This window comes from Streptomyces daqingensis (assembly GCF_014645895.1).
Taxonomy (GTDB): Bacteria; Actinomycetota; Actinomycetes; order Streptomycetales; family Streptomycetaceae; genus Streptomyces; species Streptomyces daqingensis.
The window spans coordinates 128,559-146,978 of record NZ_BMMP01000003.1; the positions used below are offsets into that span (position 1 = coordinate 128,559).

At 73.0% G+C, this 18,420-nt stretch carries 16 protein-coding genes; 7 read left to right on the forward strand and 9 right to left on the reverse strand.

Translation table 11 applies throughout. The features are described from left to right. The first annotated feature begins 31 nt into the window (after positions 1-31). The gene (locus IEY56_RS05565; protein ID WP_229711636.1) at positions 32-1,153 is read left to right on the forward strand and encodes a DUF2330 domain-containing protein; all 1,122 of its coding nucleotides are present in this window, start codon (positions 32-34) and stop codon (positions 1,151-1,153) included. 146 nt (positions 1,154-1,299) lie between these two features. Here the strand turns inward: IEY56_RS05565 and IEY56_RS05570 are convergent, their stop codons facing one another. From IEY56_RS05570 to IEY56_RS05590, 5 genes are all read right to left on the reverse strand, one after another. Beyond that, a complete protein-coding gene (locus tag IEY56_RS05570; protein WP_229711637.1) occupies positions 1,300-2,739 on the reverse strand; it encodes an MFS transporter in 1,440 nt (479 codons plus the stop codon). A gap of 389 nt (positions 2,740-3,128) precedes the next feature. After that, positions 3,129-3,440: a hypothetical protein gene (locus IEY56_RS05575; protein WP_189035958.1), complete on the reverse strand. Its 312-nt coding sequence runs from the start codon at positions 3,438-3,440 to the stop codon at positions 3,129-3,131. A gap of 358 nt (positions 3,441-3,798) precedes the next feature. Next, the gene (locus IEY56_RS05580) at positions 3,799-4,872 is read right to left on the reverse strand and encodes a sulfotransferase family protein (protein WP_229711638.1); all 1,074 of its coding nucleotides are present in this window, start codon (positions 4,870-4,872) and stop codon (positions 3,799-3,801) included. Positions 4,873-5,024: 152 nt separating this feature from the next. Next, on the reverse strand, positions 5,025-5,786 hold the full coding sequence (locus tag IEY56_RS05585) for an IclR family transcriptional regulator (RefSeq protein ID WP_229711639.1): 762 nt from the start codon (positions 5,784-5,786) through the stop codon (positions 5,025-5,027). A gap of 35 nt (positions 5,787-5,821) precedes the next feature. After that, on the reverse strand, positions 5,822-7,264 hold the full coding sequence (locus IEY56_RS05590; RefSeq protein ID WP_189035959.1) for an MFS transporter: 1,443 nt from the start codon (positions 7,262-7,264) through the stop codon (positions 5,822-5,824). A gap of 191 nt (positions 7,265-7,455) precedes the next feature. Between IEY56_RS05590 and IEY56_RS05595 the strand changes: the two genes are divergently transcribed. Then, positions 7,456-8,418 carry a 2-hydroxyacid dehydrogenase gene (locus IEY56_RS05595; RefSeq protein ID WP_189035960.1) on the forward strand — a complete coding sequence of 321 codons (963 nt, stop codon included), beginning with the start codon at positions 7,456-7,458 and terminating at the stop codon, positions 8,416-8,418. 71 nt (positions 8,419-8,489) lie between these two features. Here the strand turns inward: IEY56_RS05595 and IEY56_RS05600 are convergent, their stop codons facing one another. Beyond that, the gene (locus tag IEY56_RS05600; RefSeq protein WP_189035961.1) at positions 8,490-8,891 is read right to left on the reverse strand and encodes an excalibur calcium-binding domain-containing protein; all 402 of its coding nucleotides are present in this window, start codon (positions 8,889-8,891) and stop codon (positions 8,490-8,492) included. Positions 8,892-9,188: 297 nt separating this feature from the next. On the opposite strand from IEY56_RS05600, the gene IEY56_RS05605 reads away from it, so the two are divergent. Continuing rightward, complete coding sequence (locus IEY56_RS05605; protein WP_189035962.1) at positions 9,189-9,863, forward strand: class I SAM-dependent methyltransferase; 675 nt, start codon at positions 9,189-9,191, stop codon at positions 9,861-9,863. A gap of 97 nt (positions 9,864-9,960) precedes the next feature. Here the strand turns inward: IEY56_RS05605 and IEY56_RS05610 are convergent, their stop codons facing one another. Both IEY56_RS05610 and IEY56_RS05615 read right to left on the reverse strand, forming a co-directional pair. Then, complete coding sequence (locus IEY56_RS05610; RefSeq protein ID WP_189035963.1) at positions 9,961-11,343, reverse strand: 6-phospho-beta-glucosidase; 1,383 nt, start codon at positions 11,341-11,343, stop codon at positions 9,961-9,963. Next, positions 11,340-12,104, reverse strand: a complete 765-nt coding sequence (locus tag IEY56_RS05615) for a DeoR/GlpR family DNA-binding transcription regulator (RefSeq protein WP_189035964.1) — start codon at positions 12,102-12,104, stop codon at positions 11,340-11,342. The genes IEY56_RS05610 and IEY56_RS05615 overlap by 4 nt, the downstream gene beginning before the upstream one ends. 176 nt (positions 12,105-12,280) lie before the next feature. Here IEY56_RS05615 and IEY56_RS05620 point away from each other — a divergent pair, with 176 nt between their 5' ends. The 4 genes from IEY56_RS05620 (at position 12,281) to IEY56_RS05635 (ending at position 16,850) form a co-directional block, all read left to right on the forward strand. Then, entirely contained in the window at positions 12,281-13,390 is a 1,110-nt protein-coding gene (locus tag IEY56_RS05620) for a carbohydrate kinase family protein (protein WP_229711640.1), read from the forward strand. A 201-nt stretch (positions 13,391-13,591) separates the two neighbouring features. Further along, a complete protein-coding gene (locus tag IEY56_RS05625) occupies positions 13,592-15,073 on the forward strand; it encodes an ABC transporter substrate-binding protein (RefSeq protein ID WP_189035966.1) in 1,482 nt (493 codons plus the stop codon). Positions 15,074-15,192: 119 nt separating this feature from the next. Continuing rightward, positions 15,193-16,032 carry a carbohydrate ABC transporter permease gene (locus tag IEY56_RS05630; protein WP_229711678.1) on the forward strand — a complete coding sequence of 280 codons (840 nt, stop codon included), beginning with the start codon at positions 15,193-15,195 and terminating at the stop codon, positions 16,030-16,032. Continuing rightward, positions 16,029-16,850, forward strand: a complete 822-nt coding sequence (locus IEY56_RS05635) for a carbohydrate ABC transporter permease (protein WP_189035967.1) — start codon at positions 16,029-16,031, stop codon at positions 16,848-16,850. The genes IEY56_RS05630 and IEY56_RS05635 overlap by 4 nt, the downstream gene beginning before the upstream one ends. 132 nt (positions 16,851-16,982) lie before the next feature. Here the strand turns inward: IEY56_RS05635 and IEY56_RS05640 are convergent, their stop codons facing one another. Then, positions 16,983-18,395 (reverse strand): sugar porter family MFS transporter, encoded by a 1,413-nt coding sequence (locus IEY56_RS05640; protein WP_189035968.1) that lies wholly within the window; start codon positions 18,393-18,395, stop codon positions 16,983-16,985. Positions 18,396-18,420 lie beyond the last annotated feature (25 nt).

Here is an 18,420-nt window from a genome sequence, read left to right on the forward strand (position 1 = left end):
CCGTCCGCCCCGGACGGTCGTCCCGGCCCTTGTGAAGAGAAACCGGGGGAGCAGGGCCAGCCGTGCGCTGGCGGTGGTCGTGATGCTGCTGGCGGCGCAACTCGTCGCGCTGGCATGGCCCGCGTACGCGTGCGGATGCGGCGGGATGATCGCGCGGGACCCCTCGCGCATCGCGGTCGACCACGAGGCCTCGGCAGTGAGCTGGGACGGGCGTACCGAGCGGATCCTGATGAGCCTCGACGTCAGCGGCGACGCCGAAGAGGCGGCGTGGATCATGCCGGTGCCCAACAGGGCGGACGTCCGGCTCGGCAGCTCGCGGCTGTTCCTGGAGCTGGCGCGGCTGGCAGCGCCCGAGCACCGTGACCGGCACTACTTCTGGCCGCGTTCCGGGGACTGGCCGTACGACGACGTGGACGGTGCCTACGCACCGGGCGGGGGCGCGCGGGGCGGAGGCGTGGACGTCGTCGGCAGGGAAAGGCTCGGCCCGTTCGACGTCGCCAGTCTCAAGGCCACCGACCCGGACGCGCTGAAGGACTGGCTGGACGACAATGGGTTCGCTCTGCCGAAGCGTCTGCACCGCGAGCTGAAACCGTACGTCGACCTCCGATGGGAGTACGTGGCGGTCCGCCTGGCCCCGGGCGACGACGAGCGGAGGAGGGTGCTCGGCGGCACGTTGCAGCCGCTGCACCTCACGTTCGAGTCCGAGCGGTTCGTCTACCCGATGCGGCTCTCCCGCGCGGCGAAGCAGCCGCAGAACCTCCGGCTGTACGTGCTGGCTCCGCACCGGATGCGCCCGAGCAGCGCGATCGGCGGCGAGGCACCGCAAGTGCGGTTCGCCGGGCGGGTCGAGAAGCCGGCGGACGAGGTCCGCGCGTTCGCCCGGCCGGGAGGCGGGGACACCGCGGACGGCGACCCCTTCCTGACCGTGTACGAGCAGGACTTCCCGGTGCCGGGCCGGATCAGCGGGGACCACGAACTGCGTCGCGCCCACTCGGACGCCGAGTACCGGACTGTCGTGTACCACTCCCGCATCCTGACCTGGGGAGACGTGCCTGTCTGGATCGTGACGACGGGGGCGGCGGCCCTGGCGCTCGGCACGCTCGTCGTGTGGAGGGTCAGGGCCCGTCGTCGGCCGTCTGCCGAAGGCGGCTGAACTCCCGGTCGGCGCACGGGTCTTCGCCTTCGGAGACCGGCTGGGATCGTTCCGGCGACGGCTCGTCACGGTGTCCGTGCCGCCCGTTCACGCGCCCTACGGGCAACGTCCCACCGGCTTCGGGGTGTTCACGGGTATCCGGCGGTTCAGTCGACCGTGCGCCCGGATGACGCGGCCGAGCCGCCGTCGTCCGAGCCCGGCGGAGCGTCGCCGGAGGGTCCGCCGGGCAGACGTGAAGGCCCGGGCGCACCGTGTCCCGGCGGGCCGGCGGCCATGGTGGGTTGCGCCTCGCCGGGTGAAGTGGATTGCTGCGGCACGGACTTGGCGCGCAACCGCTCCATCTGCCGCCATTCGGGGCGCAGTCCGGCGAGGCTGGTGGTCAGGAAGTACGCGGCACCCGCGGTCAGCAGGGCGGGGAGGAGCCCGAAAGCTGCCACCGCCGCTCCGGCCGCCATCCCGCCGAGCGGTATGCCGCTCCAGGCGACCGAGTCACCCAGCGCGTTGACGCGGCCGAGCAGCGGCCGCGGCACCCGCTCGAAGGTGAGCGCCGCGAGTATGGGGTTGAGGAAGCCGGCGCCGAACCCCGCCACGGCGAACACCGTCAGCACCGTCCACATCGGCACGTCCGCCGCGAGGACGAGGAACCTCGGCGCACCCGCGAGCAGGAAACCGGCGAAGAAGACCGGACGGCGCCGAAGGCGGTGGGCGACAGCCGCCGCGATCAGGCTTCCGCCGACCGCTCCGATACCCATGACGCTGCTGCTGAGCCCGATCGCGCTCGGCCCCTGCCCCGACTCCTTCGCCCAGACCGGCATCAGCACGGTCGCGAACGCCGCGTCCAGCAGGTTGGTGATGCCGACCATGACGATGACGGTGAGCAGCAGGGGTTCGCCGCGCAGGAAGCGGAAACCCTGCCCGAAGCGCGTCCAGTAGCCGGGCTCCCGGCCGTCGTCGCGCGCTCCGGACGCCACCCCCATGCCGCGGGGGAGCGCCAGCGCGATGACGGCCGACCCCGTCGCGAAGCACGCCCCGATGAGGACGAGCCCCGCCATGGGGCCCAGCAGCGCCACGAGGGAGCCCCCGGCCGCCGGGCCGACCGTCGAGGCCAGCCGTTCGGTGACGCCGGAGAGCCCCGTCGCCCGCTCCAGCGGCACGTGTGCGCGCTCGGCCGCCTCCGGGATCAGGATCTCCTTCGCGAGATCGCCGGGGCCCCTGGCGGCTCCGATCAGGGCGACGAGGGGCAGCAGCAGCCAGAAGCCGAGCCTGTCGAGGCTGTGGAGGAGCGGGATCGCGACGGCGGCCGCGGCGCTGACCACGTCCGTGGTCCAGGAGATGACGCGGGGGCCCGTCCGGTCCACCAGCGGTCCGGCGAAGGCTTTGACGGCGACGTACGGGGCCATCTCGCAGAAGGCCACCAGGCCCGTCTGCGTGGCGCTTCCGGTCGTGACGAGCACGAACCACGGCAGGGCGATGACCGATATCCGCGTGCCGGTCAGCGCCACGCCCATCGCGGCGAGCACAGCGGCGAGCGGTCTGTAGCGGCCCGCGCCTCGCTGCCGGCCGGAGGCCGGGTCGTGTGCTTTCACTCTGCTCCTGCCGGACCCGGGCGGCCGCCTCGAACCCCCCGGTACGAACTGGTGCTGATACGCGGCGCTCTGCACGCCCCGTTCGCGAAGCGGTGACCTGCTGTGCGGTGACCGGCAACGTGGTGACCTGCGGCGCGGGCGGCCGGTACGCCGCGGCCCGGCCCGCCTTCAGCAGCTTACGCGTCGGTCCCGGCGCCGCTCCACGCCCCCGGAGTCACGAGGCATGCGGTGACGCCGCGCGGGTGGAGGGGCACATCCGCCCAGAGTCCGGCGCGGTCTCCGGCGGGGTTCCGGCTGGACCCGCGGGTGGGGCCCCTAGCCGTACAGGCCCGTCACCGGTCAGCCCGTCCGCTGGGGGCCAGTCCCTCCCCGGGGCCGGCCCCTCGGGCTCAGCTCTCTTCCCCGGCCTCCGAATCGTCCCGGCGGCCGGGGCGTCGTCCGGCTCCGCTGCCGCCGCCGGCCTCTGCCTCCCGTGCCCGGTCCTCGGCCTCCTTCTCGCCGTCGCCCTCCGCCCGGACGCCCTGCAGCGGGTCGCCCGCGCCGGTGCCGCCGGTGGAGTAACCCTCGGAGCCGCTGGCGACGCCGGGAACCACGTGCGGCCGGGCCTGCTCCTCGCGCCCGGAGTGGGCGCCCGGCCCGCGGTCCGCGGGGTCCGCGGCGTTCCCGCTGTCGTTCTTCCCGGACTGGTCCTTCTCAGCCATGGAGCTCCTCCTCAGCCGGCGGTGGGCCGTCCCGCGGCCCGTACGAGTGACGGACCCGGGCACAGTGCGAATGCACGGCGCAGGTACCCGGGGGCGGTGCGCGGAAACTGAGGGTTCCGCCGGTCGCGCGCGGCGGCCCGTGCCGGGAGCGCGGACGATGCGAGATCTGCGGACCCGTCGAGCGGGTCCCGGGCCGGGGCGGAGACGGGGGAATGGACGCGGTGCCGGGCACCCCCGTGCACTCCTGGCAGCGGGAGCGGTCTCCGACGGCCGGGGTGCGGTCCCCGTCGCCTACCGCCCTTCGATGACGCCAGGTCGCGTGCCGGCCCCCGTGAACGTGCCCGCCGCAGCGCGGAGTTCAGGGTGCCGTCCGGGGCAGGACGCCCAACGCCTCCTCTCCCGGCGCACAGTTCTCGCGCAGCTCGGCCAGTTCGCCTGCGGGCAGCCGCAGCGCGGAACCCCGCCTGCCGGCGCCGTCGAAGAGCTCCTCGCCCTCCTGGAGCCATTCCGCGAACGGCTGCACGCCGATGAAGTCCGCCAGCCTCGCCAGCTCCTGGCGAGGCGCGTCCAGCAGCCTCTCGTAGCTGAGGGTCGTGCGCTGTTCCTGCGGGACGGCGGCGAGCTGCCCGAGTCCTTCGCGGATCAGCTCCGACCAGAGCGTGCCGAACTCCGGTACGGGCATCGTGCGGTCGAGTACGAGCGCGGGGTCGAATTCCGACTTGAGCAACTGCCGCAAGTCTTCGGGCAGTTGCTTGAGCTGCTCCTCCGTCGGCTTGCCGAGCGGCTCGTCCCGGCCTGCGCCGGTACGGCGGTGGATCTCCCGCAGCAGCGCGATCATGCGGTAGCCGTTGTGGCGGCTCATGGACAGAGCGCAGTCGGGACCGTCCCGGAAGAGGTGCACGAAGCGGGCGTGGGGGAAGAGGCTGTGCAGCAGCTCCACGCGGTGCAGCGAGTAGCCGGAGCGTTCGACCGCCGCCTCCCGCCCTCCGGCCCGGGAGGCGAGCGCCCCGAAGAACGCCTCCCACTGCTGGGGCGCGGGACGTTCGGGCCAGGCCGTCACCTCGGGTTCCAGCGCGTCGAGGAGCGCGTCGGGGTCGTCGGTGAGGTGCGGCAGCGCCATCATGCTGACGGCCGGGATGCCCGTCGTCTCCGGGGAGTAGCGCCACTCCGGGTGGCGGTTGTAGAGGAACTCCGGCAGCGGCGTACCGCTGCGGATCATGCGGTCGAAGACCTCCATCGGCTCGGTGAGGCACCGCCAGAAGTCCCGTCCCGTCAACGGCTCGTGGCTCAGCGCCGGAGGGCCGTCGACGCACGCGTACAGCTCGTTGAGGCTGAGGACGTCCGGATGGAGCCGGAGCACCCGTGACAGCGCCGTCGAGCCGCTGCGCCCCGTGCCGACGACGAAGGTCAGGGTCTTGATGCCCGTACGCACAGTTCTTCCTCCCCCGCGGCCCTCCCCGGCCACTCGCTTCCCGGTCGCATCCCCTCACTACCCTCGCGGGCCGTGATCGATCCGGGACGGCGGACGATCACGCGAAGGAGTGGCGGGGCGCTCGCGACGGACGGGAGATGCCGTGGCGGGACTCAGGCCGTCAGGGAGGCGATCTCCTCGGCGCAGGCCAGCAACGCCGGTACGCAGGCGTGCAGTTCCTCTCGCGAGGTGAGGACGACGGCGGCGCCGAGCGAGACGGCCAGCCGCGGTCTGCGGGAGCCGTCGGCGTACGGCACGGCGGCGGCGACGGAGCGGACGCCGATCTCGTTCTCCTCGTCCACCTCGGCCCAGCCGCGCGTCTGTACGCGCGCCACCTCCTCGCGCAGCGCCCCGGGGTCGGTCAGGGTGCGCGAGGTGGTGGCGGGCAGGTCTCCGGCGAGGAGCGCCTCGAACTCCGGGGCCGGCAGCGTCGATACGAGCGCCCGGCCCATCGACGTGGCATGCCACGGGTTGCGGGTGCCCTCGGCGCTGCGGAGCTGCAGATGCTGGCTGCCCTGCACGCTCAGCACCAGCAGCACCTCGTCGCCGTCGAGGATGCCCGCGATCGCCGGCAGCCCGGTACGCGCGGCGAGCCGGCGCAGCGGGTCGGCGGCGGCCGAGTACCCGGCGGGGGAGCGCTGGAAGCCGCGGGAGAACTCCAGTACCCGTACGCCGAGCGCGTACCGCCGGGTGTCCTCGTCGTAGGCGACGAACCGTTCGGCGGCGAGGCGCCCGAGGAGTCGGTGCGCACTGCTGACCGGCAGCCCGGCGATGCGCGCGGCGGCGCTGACGCCGAGCCCCGGCGGGTTGTCGGCCAGTACGGTCAGCAGGCGCAGACCCCGGCTCAGCATGTCGTCGCCGGGCGGTGCGGTCACCGTCGGTGCTCCTTCGATGGTCGTGCGCGGCAAGGTCAGTCGCGCTTACCGCCGGTGGCGGTCGCGGTCCGGTCGACGCTCACCGTACCGGCGGCGACGGCGGGCCGCGGCTCCCTCACGCCGAACATCAGCGCCGCGGAGAGCAGCGTGCAGCCCGCCATGAACCCGAAGGCCCCGGCGTCGCCGAGCTCCGTGCCCCGCACCCATCCCACGAGGTAGGTGCCCGCGAACGAGCCCAGCGCGCCGAAGGAGTTGACCGCAGCGACTGCGGCGCCGGCCACTCCGGCGGGGGCGAGTTCGGAGACGAGCGCGAAGTACGGGCCGTAGGGCGCGTACATGCACAGTCCGGCGACCACGAGGAGCGTCATGGCCAGCGGGAAGTTCGAACCGGACAGGTACGAGGCGTACAGCGCCACGGCGCCCGCGCCCAGCCACGGCCACACGGCGACGCGGCGGCGCATGCTGCGGTCGGAGACACGGGAGTTGAGCATCATCGCGACGACGGCGAAGGCGTACGGGATCGCCGAGAGCAGCCCGGTCGTACCGATGCCCTCGCCGGAGCCCTGCTTGACGATCGAGGGCAGCCAGAAGACGAAGCCGTACATGCCGAACGACCAGAAGAAGTACTGCGTGGCGAGGACGACGACGGGCCGGGAGCGCAGCACCCTCGCGTAGTCGCTCTTGGTCGCGCGCGGGGCGTCGGCGGTGGTCGCGCCGGCCTGCGTGCCGCTCGCGGCGGCGGGCTCGCCCGTCCGGCCGACGTCGGCCGCCGTGAGGGCCGAACCGGGGGCGGCCACGGCGGCGCGCTGCTCGGCGGCGAGGTCGGCCTTGAGCTTGTCGTGCTCGGCCTGGGGCAGCCAACGGGCCTCTCCGGGGCGGTCCTTGATGACCCGGAGGCAGACGAGCCCCCACACGATCGAGGGGACACCCTCGACGATGAACATCATCCGCCAGTCCGACACCTCGATCAGCCATCCGGAGAGCACCGACAGCCACATCACGGTGATCGGATTGCCCAGGATCAGCAGGGAGTTGGCGCGGCCGCGCTCGCCCTTGGTGAACCAGCGGCTCAGCAGCACCACCAGCGAGGGAAGCACCGCTCCCTCGACCACGCCGAGCGCGAAGCGCACGGGGATGAGCTGCTCCGGGCTGCTGAGCATGCCCTGCGCCGTGGCGAGGACGCCCCAGGCGATCGTCGATCCGGCGACCAGACGCCGGATGCTGCGCTGCTCGGCGTAGATCGTGCCCGGGATCTGGAAGAAGAAGTAGCCGAGGAAGAAGGACGCGGCGATGAGCGAGTCCGTGCCCGCCGAGAGATTCAGCTCCTCGGCCATGCCGCCTGCCGACGCGATCGCGTAGTTCGACCTGTCGAGGTAGGCGAGCGAGTAGGTGACGAACGCGATCGGCATCAGGTACCGGGCTCGGGTCGAGGACCAGAAGCCCCCGCCGCCGAGGCGGGATGAAGGCGACCCTGTCATTCCCGACCCCCTTTTTTCCGTGAGATGGAAAGTGTTTCACTGGGCGGGAAGGACGTTACGAGTGTCCTCCCTCGCCGGTCAACAGCCGAGGGCGTGGTCACCGCCACATGCGCTCGCGCCGTCCGCCAGCCCGACCGTGGACCCCGCGGCTCCCGCCCGCGAGCCGCCGACGACCGAGAGGCCGTGCACCGATGCCCGAGACCCCCGCGAACACCGATTCCGCCTCCGCTCTCGACGTGCTCCTGCCCTGGGACGGACTCGAGGACAGGCACGGGCCCTGGCCGTCGAACGTGCGCGTCCACGTCTGGGACGGGACGACGCCGGAGGACGAACTGCCGCCGCACGTACTGCAGTCGACCGGCCTGTGGGTGATGCCCTACGCGGTCCCTGGGGTCGAGCGCCTGCTGCCGCGCATGCCCGCGCTGCGTGCCGTGCAGTCCCTGAGTGCGGGCGTGGAGAAGCTCCTGCCGGTGCTGCCCGAGGGGGCGGCGCTGCACAACGGGCGCGGACTCCACGACGCGAGCACGGCCGAGCACGCACTCGGCCTGATCCTCGCCGCCCAGCGCGACCTTCCGCGGTGGGCCGCGAACCAGCGGGAAGACCTCTGGGAACCGCACTTCACCCGGTCGCTCGCCGACTGCCGCGTCGCCGTCATCGGCTACGGCTCCATCGGAGCGGCGCTCGAGCGGCGGCTGCTGGCGTGCGAGGCGCAGGTGGTGCGCGTCGCACGCAGGGCCAGGCCCGAGGAGGACGTGCATGCCGTCTCCGACCTGCTCGAGCTGCTGCCCGACGTGGACGTCGCGGTGCTCGTGCTGCCCGAAAACCCCTCGACGGAAGGGCTGTTGGGGGAGGCCGAGCTGGCTGCCCTGCCTGACGGAGCGCTCGTGGTCAACGTGGGCCGGGGACGTACGCTCGACACGCGGGCGCTGCTGCCGGAGCTGCGGGCGGGCAGACTGCGTGCCGCGCTCGACGTCACCGACCCCGAACCGCTCCCCGCCGGGCACCCGCTGTGGCAGTGCCCCGGAGCGCTGATCACGCCGCATGTGGCGGGCGGCTCTGCCGCGTTCCGCCCCCGTGCGGAGCGTCTGATCGTCGAGCAGGTCCGCCGCTACGCCGCCGGTGAGCCGCTGCTCAACGCGTTCCCGCGGCCGTGACCGGACGGGTCCGCTGACGGAGGCCGCGTGCGGGGGCCCGCCCCCGCACGCGGCGCTCGCGCGTGAGCTGCTCAGCGTTCCGTGTGGCGTTTCCGTGTCGCGACGAGCACGCCTGCCCCGGCGGCCAGCACGAGGCCGCCCCCGGTCGCCAGGTACGGCGTGGCGCTGGTGCCGCCCGTCTCGGCGAGCGCGCCCCCGTCATCGCTGCCGCCGCCGGCCTTGCCGTCCCCGCTCCGGCCCTTCGCGGGGACGAAGCCCGCCGGGGGCCGGTCGCAGCCGATGCCGTCGCCGTCGCGGTCCAGGTGCGTCCCGTAGTGCTCGTCCCCCTCGGCGATCTCGGAGTAGCCGGCGGCGTAAGCGGCCGGACAGTTCTCGAACGGGTGGCTGCCGCTGTGGGCCACGGCGGCGGAGGGGGCGAGGGCCATCCCCAGGGCGGCGGCCGTGGCCGCGGCGGCGGAAGTACGGAGCTTCATTCGTCTCTCCGGTGCGTGTCGACGACGGAACGGGGGATGGCGGTGATGTGACCGACGGCATCTGTCATCGGTTGTGCTGCTCGGGGGTGTTGTTCCTTCATGTCGCAAACTGGTGCTTTTCCGTGCTGCCTTGACGTGCCGTCAGCTCCGTCGATGCCGAGGCGGGGCTACGCGTTCGGATTCCGTCAACGGAGAGCAGCCGCACCGCAGTCCGGATGCCTTGGACGCGCTGAGCGCGTGTGACCGGAACGCGCTTGTCCCGGCGGCGTCAGGCGGACGCGTGGGAGGGTCGGAGCCATGCCCTTCGACCACAACGACCACTACCACCGGCTGCTGCTGTCACAGGTCCCGCACGGCGCCCGCACGGCCTTGGACGTAGGTTGCGGCACGGGACGGTTCGCGCGGCGGCTCGCCGGACGCGGACTGGAGGTCGACGCGATCGACCCGTCCGGGGAGACCGTCGACTGCGCGCGCGCCCTCTCGGCCCGCGACCCGGAAGCCCCCGCTCCCCGCTACCGCCAGGCCGATGTCACGGAGCTCGAACTGCCCCCGTGGCACTACGACTTCATCTCGTGCCTGGCCAGCATCCACCACATGTCCTTCTCGACGGCGGGAGCCCTTCGTGACGCCCTCGCGCCGGGCGGCGTCCTGGTGATCCTGGGCTGCTATCCGGCGAAAACCTGGTGGGACTGGGCGTGGTTCGTGGCCGCCGTACCCGTCAACGCCGTCGCGCGGCTCGCGGTGGCGGTACGGGAGCGGTTCCGGTCGCCCGGGAAGGCAACCGCCTCGGACGGGAAGGCGGCCTCCCCGGACGCGGGACGCGTCTCGGCGCCCACCAGGGAGCCGGAAGTGACGCTGCCGCAGATCCAGCGTGAGGCCGCCGGTCTGCTGCCCGGGTGCCGCATCCGCAGGCTGCTCTTCTGGCGCTACCTGCTCGTCTACCGCAACCACCCCTGCACGAAAGGGGGTTGAGCTAGGCCCCCGCGAGCCCGGCGGGGCACGCGGGGATCACGTACGCACTGTCCACGGGCCCGGCGCCCGCGCGGAAGCGGCGGGCGGGCCGGCATGGTCACCCGGCCGGAAAGCCGTCCGCGTCGAGGATGCGCTCCGCGACCCGTACGGAGTCCACCAGCGGGTGCAGGGCGAGCGCACGCACCGCAGCGCGGCGCGAACCGTCCGCCGCCGCCTCGATGGCCGACCGCTCCACGGCCTTGAGGCAGAGCATCAGCCCGAGCTGGTCATCTGCGACGGGCCCCACCGACAGCGGCCGGGCGCCGCCCGCGTCGACCAGGCACGGCACCTCCACCACGGCGTCCTCGCCGAGCCCCGGAACCGCCCCCCGGTTGGGCACGTTGAGGATCAGCTTGGTGCGCTCGTTGCGCGAGATCGCCCGCATCAGGGCGAGCGCGACGCGGTCGTAGCCGCCCCCCTCCAGGTCGCAGGTGTCGCGCTCCCAGCCGCCGGTGGCCTCCCGGCTCTCGGCCATGTACGTCTCCTCGCGCTCCCGCCGCGTGCGCTCCCAGGCCGTGTAGGCCTCTGCCGGTGACGACGAGCGCGACGCCTCGTAGAAGCGGGCCTGCTGCTGCCGCAGGAACTCCCCGCGGGTGGCCTCCGCGTCCTGCACCGCGGCCAGGGCCTCCCGGTTGAAGTAGTAGTAGTGCAGGTACTCGTTGGGCACCGCGCCCAGCGTGCGCAGCCACTCGGCGCCGAAGAGCCTGCCCTCCTCGAAGGACGTCAGCCGGGCCTCGTCGGCGAGGAGTCCGGGAAGCCTGTCGCTCCCGTCCTCGACGACGCGGCGCAGCCATCCGAGATGGTTCAGCCCCACGTAGTCGTAGTCGGCCCGGTCCGGGTCCGCCCCCGCCGCGCGGGCGGTGCGGCGGCACAGCCCGACGGGGGAGTCGCAGATGCCGATCACCCTCTCGCCCAGGCCCCGTTCGCGGAAGGTCCTGTTCATGGCCTCGGTGACCATCCCGGCCGGGTTGGTGAAGTTGACGATCCAGGCGCTTGGGGCGAGTTCGGCGACGCGCTCCGCGATGCGCACCGCGACCGGCAGGGTGCGAAGGCCGTAGAGGACGCCGCCCGCACCCACGGTCTCCTGGCCCAGCACGCCTTCGGCGAGCGGGAGGCGCTCGTCGCGCGTCCTGCCGTCCAGACCGCCGACCCTGATGGCGGAGAAGACGAAGTCGGCGCCGCGCAGGGCCTCGTCGAGGTCGGTCGTCGTGCGTACCGACGGCGGAGGCGAGGCAGGCGGCCGGCCCGAGCCCTCACCTCGTGCGGCGTGCCGCTCCGCCTGGTGCGCGAGAACGGCGCGGACGGCGTCCAGCCGCGCCCGCTCGGTGTCGTGGAGGACGAGTTCGGTGATGCGGCCCGCCGGGTCCCCGGCGTCCTCCAGCAGGGCCCGGTGGACCAGCGGTACGCGGAAACCCCCGCCGCCCAGCACGGTCAGCCTCATGCTCGCGCCACCTCCACAGCTACCTCCACTCCGGCCTCGCGGAAGACCGCGAGCGTGCCGGGGTCGGACGCCTGACCCGTGATCAGTACGTCGATGTCCTGCGGCCCGCAGATGCGGGCCGTCCCCGTGCCGGGGAACTTCCGTGCGGTGGCGAGCAGCACCACCTGCCGGGCGGAGCCCAGCATCGCCTTCTTCACGGGCACTTCGACGTCGGTGGTGTCGAGGACGCGGCCGTCCGGCAGTACGCCGCTGGTGCCGAGGAAGAGGCGGTCGGCGTAGAGGCCCTCCAGGCTCGCCTCGGTCAAGTGGCCGACGAGAGAGCGGTAGTTGCGGCGCACCTGCCCGCCGAGCAGCACGAGGGAGACGTCGGGGTCGTCCCGCAGCTCCTCGTACACGGCCAGGTTGCTGGTCGCCACGGTGATCTTCCGGCCGTGGAGCTGGCGGGCCAGCTGAAGCGTCGTGGTGCCGATGTCGAGCAGCACAACCTCGCCGTCCTCGACGGTGGCGGCGGCCCGCCGCGCGACGGCGTCCTTGTCCGCGAGGTCGTCGACGGCCTCCTCCTCGAACGGCCGCTCGGCGGCCTGCCGGGCCACCGCACCGCCGTAGACCCGGGTCAGCCTTCCCGCCCTGCCGAGGTCGTTGAGATCGCGGCGCGCCGTGGCCTCGCTGATGTCCAGCCGTTCGGCGATCTGGCCGACGGGCAGCACGCCCTCCTCGCGGAGGAGCCGGAGCAGCTGTTCGTGGCGGTGCTCGCGCAACATGCCCGGCAATCTAGCCTGAGTGAGCGAGTTTGCGCGAGTGTGACCGGCCTCTTGCACTTTCAGGGTCTGACGTGCAAGGTACCGCTCAACGCATGACGCCTGGGGAGGCGAAGGCCCCCCCGGCCGTTATGGCGGGGCGTTGCGGCAGGCAGGCGGCACGAGGGGCGGGAAGAGCAGTGAGTACGACCGGGAGCGCACAGCCCGCGCCGACGTCGGCGGCACTGGACCCGCTGGCCGCGCTGCGCGACGACGGCGGCCCCGAGCAGGACGTCTTCCTCACCGGCACCGTCTTCCTGGACATCGTCTTCACCGGGCTCGACCACGCCCCGGTGCGCGGCACGGAGTCCTGGGCGCGCGGCATGGGCTCCAGCCCCGGAGGCGTCGCGAACATGGCCACCGCGCTGCGCCGCCTCGGCCTGCGCACCTCCCTGGCGGCGGCGTTCGGCGACGACGTGTACGGCGACTACTGCTGGGAGTCCCTGGCCGACAGCGAGGGCATAGACCTCGCGCCCTCGCACCGGGCCCCCGGCTGGCACTCGCCGGTCACCGTCTCGATGGCCTACGAGGGCGAGCGGACGATGGTCTCGCACGGCCACGAGGCACCGGCGCCCTGCGTGAGCGCCGCCCAGCGCCCGCGCTCCCGTGCCTGCTTCACCGCGCTGTCGCCCGGGCGGCTGGAGGGCTGGGCACGTGACGCCCATGACGAGGGCAGCAAGATCTTCGCCGACGTCGGCTGGGACGACACCGGCGCCTGGGACCCCGACACCCTCGCCGACCTCTCGTACTGCCACGCGTTCCTTCCCAACGCCGTGGAGGCCCAGCACTACACCCGCACCGGCTCACCCGAGGAGGCCGTCCGGGCACTTGCCGAACTCGTCCCCATCGCCGTGGTCACCAAGGGCTCCGAAGGCGCCGTCGCCGTCGACTCGCTCACCGGGGAGAGCGCCGACGTGCCCGCGCTGCCCGTGCAGGCCCTCGACCCGACCGGCGCGGGCGACGTGTTCGTCGCCGGGTTCATCAGCGGGACGCTCGCGGGCTGGCCGCTCGCCGACCGGCTCGCCTTCGCCAACCTCACGGCGGCTCTGTCCGTACAGCACTTCGGGGGCTCGCTGTCCGCGCCCGGGTGGCCCGAGGTCGCCGCGTGGTGGCAGTACGCCACGCGCTGCGGGGGGCAGAGCGAGGACGTGATGCGCCGCTACGCCTTCCTGTCGGACCTGCTGCCCGGCGCCGGCAGGGGGTCGTCGCTGCGCAGGGCAACCCCCACGATCGGCTTCCGCCCGTCCTGACCGCGCCCCGGCGCCCCTCCCGAACGCCCTGACACACCGTCCGTGCCTGACACACCGTCCTGAACGTTCCCGAAGCCCAGTCCCGAACGCCCCGACCAGCGTCCGACCACCGTCACCGGCACTCCCCGCGCGCTCCGTCCGGCCGCCGGCGGCGAGGAGCGGGACGCGGCCCGAACGTCCGGGACGCCGAGAGGAGACCCCATGCGCTCTGTGAGCCCGCCGGCCGGCGGGAGTGTCCCCGGACGTGGAGCCGCGGCTCCGCACCGCCCCGCACCGCGGGCCGTCCGGCGCGGCGCCGCCCGGCGTGCCGCCGCGCTCACGGCCGCCCTCACCGCCGCGCTCCTCGCGGCGGCCTGCGTTCCCGGCACGGACGGCTCCGCCGCACCCGGTGCGGGCGGCTCGGGCGCGGCCGCGAGCGAGGTGCCCGACCCCGCCAAGGCGGGCAAGGCCACGCTGACGGTCTGGGACCAGGAGATCCGCGGCGGTCAGAACGCCGAACTGGAGCGCCTCAACAGGGAGTTCGAGGAGAAGTACCCGAACGTGCGCATCAAGCGCGTCGCCCGCAGCTTCTCCGATCTGAAGACGACCCTGAAGCTGGCGATATCCGGCAACAAGCCGCCGGACGTCATCCAGGCCAACCAGGGCTATCCCGACATGGTCGCATTCGTGAAGGCCGGCCTGCTGCGCCCGCTCGACGACTACGCGGGCATCTACGCCTGGAACACCCGCTACCCGGCCACCCTGCTCAACCTCAACCGGGTCTCCGCCGACGCCCGCAACTTCGGCACCGGGCGGCTGTACGGCATCTCCCAGACGGGCGAGTACATCGGCGTCTACTACAACAAGGACGTCCTCGACGACGCAGGCGTCGAACCCCCCGAGACCTGGAAGGATCTGACGGACGCCCTGCCCGAGCTCAAGGAAGAGGGCGAACTGCCCGTCCAGTTCGGCAACTTGGACAAGTACCCGGCGATCCACACGTTCGGCGTGCTGCAGAACCAGGCAGGCGGAGCCGAGGAGGCACGCGAGAGCGTCTTCGGCCGCGGCGAGGGCTTCGACGACGACCCGACGCGCGAGGCCGCCCGGACGCTCGCCGACTGGAAGAAGCGCGGCTACGTCCCCGAAGGCGCCAACGGCACCGGATACGACGACGCCGCGAAGAAGTTCGCCGACGGCGAGGGCGCCTTCCTCATCACCGGCACCTGGCAGCTCGCGGATCTGAAGAAGTCCATGGGCGGCAAGCTCGGCTTCATGCCGCCACCGCCGGCCGAGTCGGGAGCGCCACCGGTCACCACCGGCGGGCAGGGGCTCGCCTGGTCGGTCACCTCGCGCGCACGGCACCCCCAAGTGGCCGCCGCCTACCTCGACTTCATCACCAGCGCACACGCCGCCGACGTGATGACCGAGGAGGGAGTGCTGCCCGCCCTGCCGGGGAAGGCCGCCCGCCGGCTCCCCGAAGGCAGCGCCGACGCGCAAATGGTCGACGGATGGCGGAAGTTGAACGACAGCGACGGCCTCGTCCCGTATCTCGACTACACCACGCCCACGTTCTACGACTCCCTCTCCGCCGACCTCCAGGGCGTCATCGACGGAAAGCTCTCACCCGGGGAGCTCTCCACGCGCATGCACCGCTCGTACACGTCCTTCCAGGACAAGCAGGCCGGCCGGAAGCCGAAGCCGTGAGCGCCGTGTCCACCGGGGACCGCCCCGGCACGCGAGCGTCCCGGCGCGTCCGGCTCCCGTCCCGCGCGGCCGGGGGCCACAGCAGCCGGGCGCCGGGCCGGCCGCGTGCCGTCGGGTACCTGTACGTGCTGCCCGCGCTCGTCCTGTACGCCCTCTTCCTGCTCGTCCCCCTCGGCCAGACGGCCTGGCTGTCGCTGCTGCACTGGGACGGGCTGACGGCGGCCACCTGGGCCGGAGCCGACAACTACACCGCCCTGCTGACGGATCCGTCGCTGCGCGGGCCGTTCCTGCACGCGATCGTCCTGCTGCTCTTCTACTCCGCGCTGCCCGTCGCACTCGGCCTGCTGCTGGCCTCGGCGCTCTCCCGGTTCCGCGTCAGGGGAGCCGCCTTCTTCCGCACGGTGCTCTTCCTGCCGCAGGTGCTGGCGATGGTCGTCGTCGGCGTGGCCTGGCGCTCGATCCTCGCGCCGGACGGGCTGCTCAACGACGCCCTGCGCGCCGTCGGGCTGGACTCCCTGACGCGGTCCTGGCTCGGCGACTACACGTGGGCGCTTCCGTCCGTCGGCGCGGTGGGCACCTGGGTGGAGACGGGACTGTGCGTGGTGCTCTTCCTGGCGGGCGCCCAGCGCATCCCCCGCGAGCTGTACGAGGCGGCGCGCGTGGACGGGGCGGGCCCGCTGCGGGAGTTCTTCGCCGTCACGCTGCCCGGGCTGCGCGCCGAGATCGCCGTCGCGCTCACGCTGACCATCGTCGCCGGACTGCGCAACTTCGACCTGATCTACATCACCACGAGCGGCGGGCCGGGCAACGCCACGTCGGTGCCCGCGTACGAGGTCTACCACCGGGCGTTCGAGACCAACGAGGTCGGAGCGGCCGCCGCCATGGGGATGGGGCTCACCGTGCTGATCTTCGTGCTGACCGTCACCGTGTCCCGCCTCGTGGAAGGACGGAACCGATGACCGGACGCCTCGAACGCACCGTCACCTACGGCATCCTGCTGCTCTTCGCCGCACTGAGCCTCACGCCCGTCGCCGGGATCCTCTCCACCGCCTTCGGCAGGCAGTCGTCGCTGGACACCGGCTTCTCGCTGCCGGACGGCCTCAACTGGGCCAACTTCGCGGACGCCTGGACCCGCGGGCACTTCGGCAGCTACCTCTCCAACTCGGTGCTGGTGGCCGTCGCGGTCGTCCTCGTCACGTCCCTCCTGGCGCTGCCGGCCGCCTACGCCTTCGGCGTGATGCGCTTCCCGGGTTCCGGCCTGCTCTTCTACACCTTCGTGCTGGGGCTCACGCTCCCGCAGGAAGCCCTCGTCGTACCGCTCTACTTCGACCTGCGGTACTGGCAACTGACCGACACCTACTGGGCGTTGATACTGCCGCAGACCGCGCAGTCCCTCGCCTTCGGCGTCTTCTGGATGCGCAGCTACTTCCGCAGCGTGCCCGCCTCCGTCATCGAGGCGGCCAGGCTCGACGGCGCGTCCAGCTGGGGCACGCTGTGGCGCGTCCTCGTCCCGATGGGCCGCCCGGCCATCTCCACCCTGGTCGTCATCGTCTTCATGTGGACGTGGAACGAGTTCCTGATGGCGCTGGTGATGGTCAGCGACGAGGCGCACCGCACCGTCTCGCTCGGGCTCGCCTTCTTCCAGGGGCAGCACACCTCGGAGACGGCGCTGCTCGCCGCGGCGTCCGTGCTGATCGCCCTGCCCGTCGTGATCGTCTACGTGGTGCTGCAGCGGCGGTTCATCGAAGGCATGCTCACCGGCGCGGTCAAGGAGTGACGCCGACGGCCGGGCCGCAGCGCCGTGCGGTCCGGCCGCGAGCCCGCCGGTCCCCACCGGTACCCGCGGGCCGCCCCGGGCGCCGCCGCCCCGGTCTCCGCGGTCCGCGCCGCGGAGACCGGAACGGCACCCTCAGGCGTTCACCGGCTCTTCGGCCCTGGCCGAGGGCTTGCGCAGCGCCTTCTCGATCTCCTCGAGCGTCCGGCCCCGCGTCTCGGGCACCCGCCGCAGCACGAAGATCCAGCAGGCGGCGTTCATCAGCGCGTAGACCATGAAGGTCGCCGTGCGCCCGAAGGTGTCCACGGCGGTCAGCGCGGTCAGCGCGATGACCAGGTCGAAACCCCACACGGCGGTCGTGGCCAGGCTCATGGCCGGACCCCGCACCGCCAGCGGAAGCACCTCCGGGCCGATCAGCCACACGACGGCCTGCATGCTCGCCCCGTTCAGGAAGATGTAGGCGAACAGCGAGAGGATCACGGTCCACTTCTGCCCCGCCGTGCCGTCGCCGCCGAGGAAGGCCAGCGCGAGCACGGCCATGGCGAGGCCCGACCCCGGCAGCAGCCACAGCAGCAGCCGGCGCCGCCCCGTCCGGTCCACGAGGAGGGTCCCGGCGATACCGGCGAGGACGAGCATCACGCCGATCCCGACACCCGTGAGCAGCGCGGTGCTGTCTCCGAAGCCCGCGTCGGTGAGCAGCTTCGGCGCGTAGTACACCATCGCGTTGATGCCCGTCAGCTGCGAGAACGCGGCGATGCCGAGCGCCACGACCAGCGCCGGACGCACCCAGTTTCCGCGCAGGGCGCGCCAGCCCGCGCCGCGCTCCTTGGTCCGCACGTCCACGATCTCGGCGATCTCGCCGTCGATGTCCGAGCCGGGGACGCGCAGCCTGCGGAGGACGGCGGCGGCCTCGTCCGTCCGCCCCTTGCCGACCAGCCAGCGGGGGCTCTCGGGCAGCGGCAGCATGCCCACGGCGAGCACCACGGCCGGGATCGCGGCCAGTGCGAACATCCAGCGCCAGCCGCCCGGCCCGGCCAGGGCGTACCCGACGAGGAAGGAGATGAGCTGGCCGATGGCGACCATGAGCTGGAAGAGCACCATGAGCCGTCCGCGGATCGCGGCGGGCGCCGTCTCCGCTATGTAGACGGGGACGGTGTTCGAGGCCGCCCCGACGGCCAGTCCGAGTACGAACCGGGCGGCGATGAGCGTGCCCGTCCCGGGCGCGACGGCCGCGGCGACGGCGCCGACGGCGAAGAAGACGGCGACGCCGGTCACCACGGGCTTGCGGCCGTAGCGGGCGACGAGCGTCCCGGAGACCGGCGCTCCCACCATGGCGCCCACGAGGATGGCGCTGACCACGATCTCCTGTGCCCGTGAGGAGAGATGCAGGTCACGCCCGAGGTCCACGAGGGCGCTGGCGATGATGCCGGTGTCGTAGCCGAAGAGCAGACCTCCGAGCGCGGAGATCGCGGCGACGGCGTAGAGCAGCGGAGGCTGCCGTACCGCAGCGGCGGAGCCTGCCGTCTGCGGGGGTGCGGGCGTGGTCACGTGCGGCCCTTCTTTCGTGTTGCGG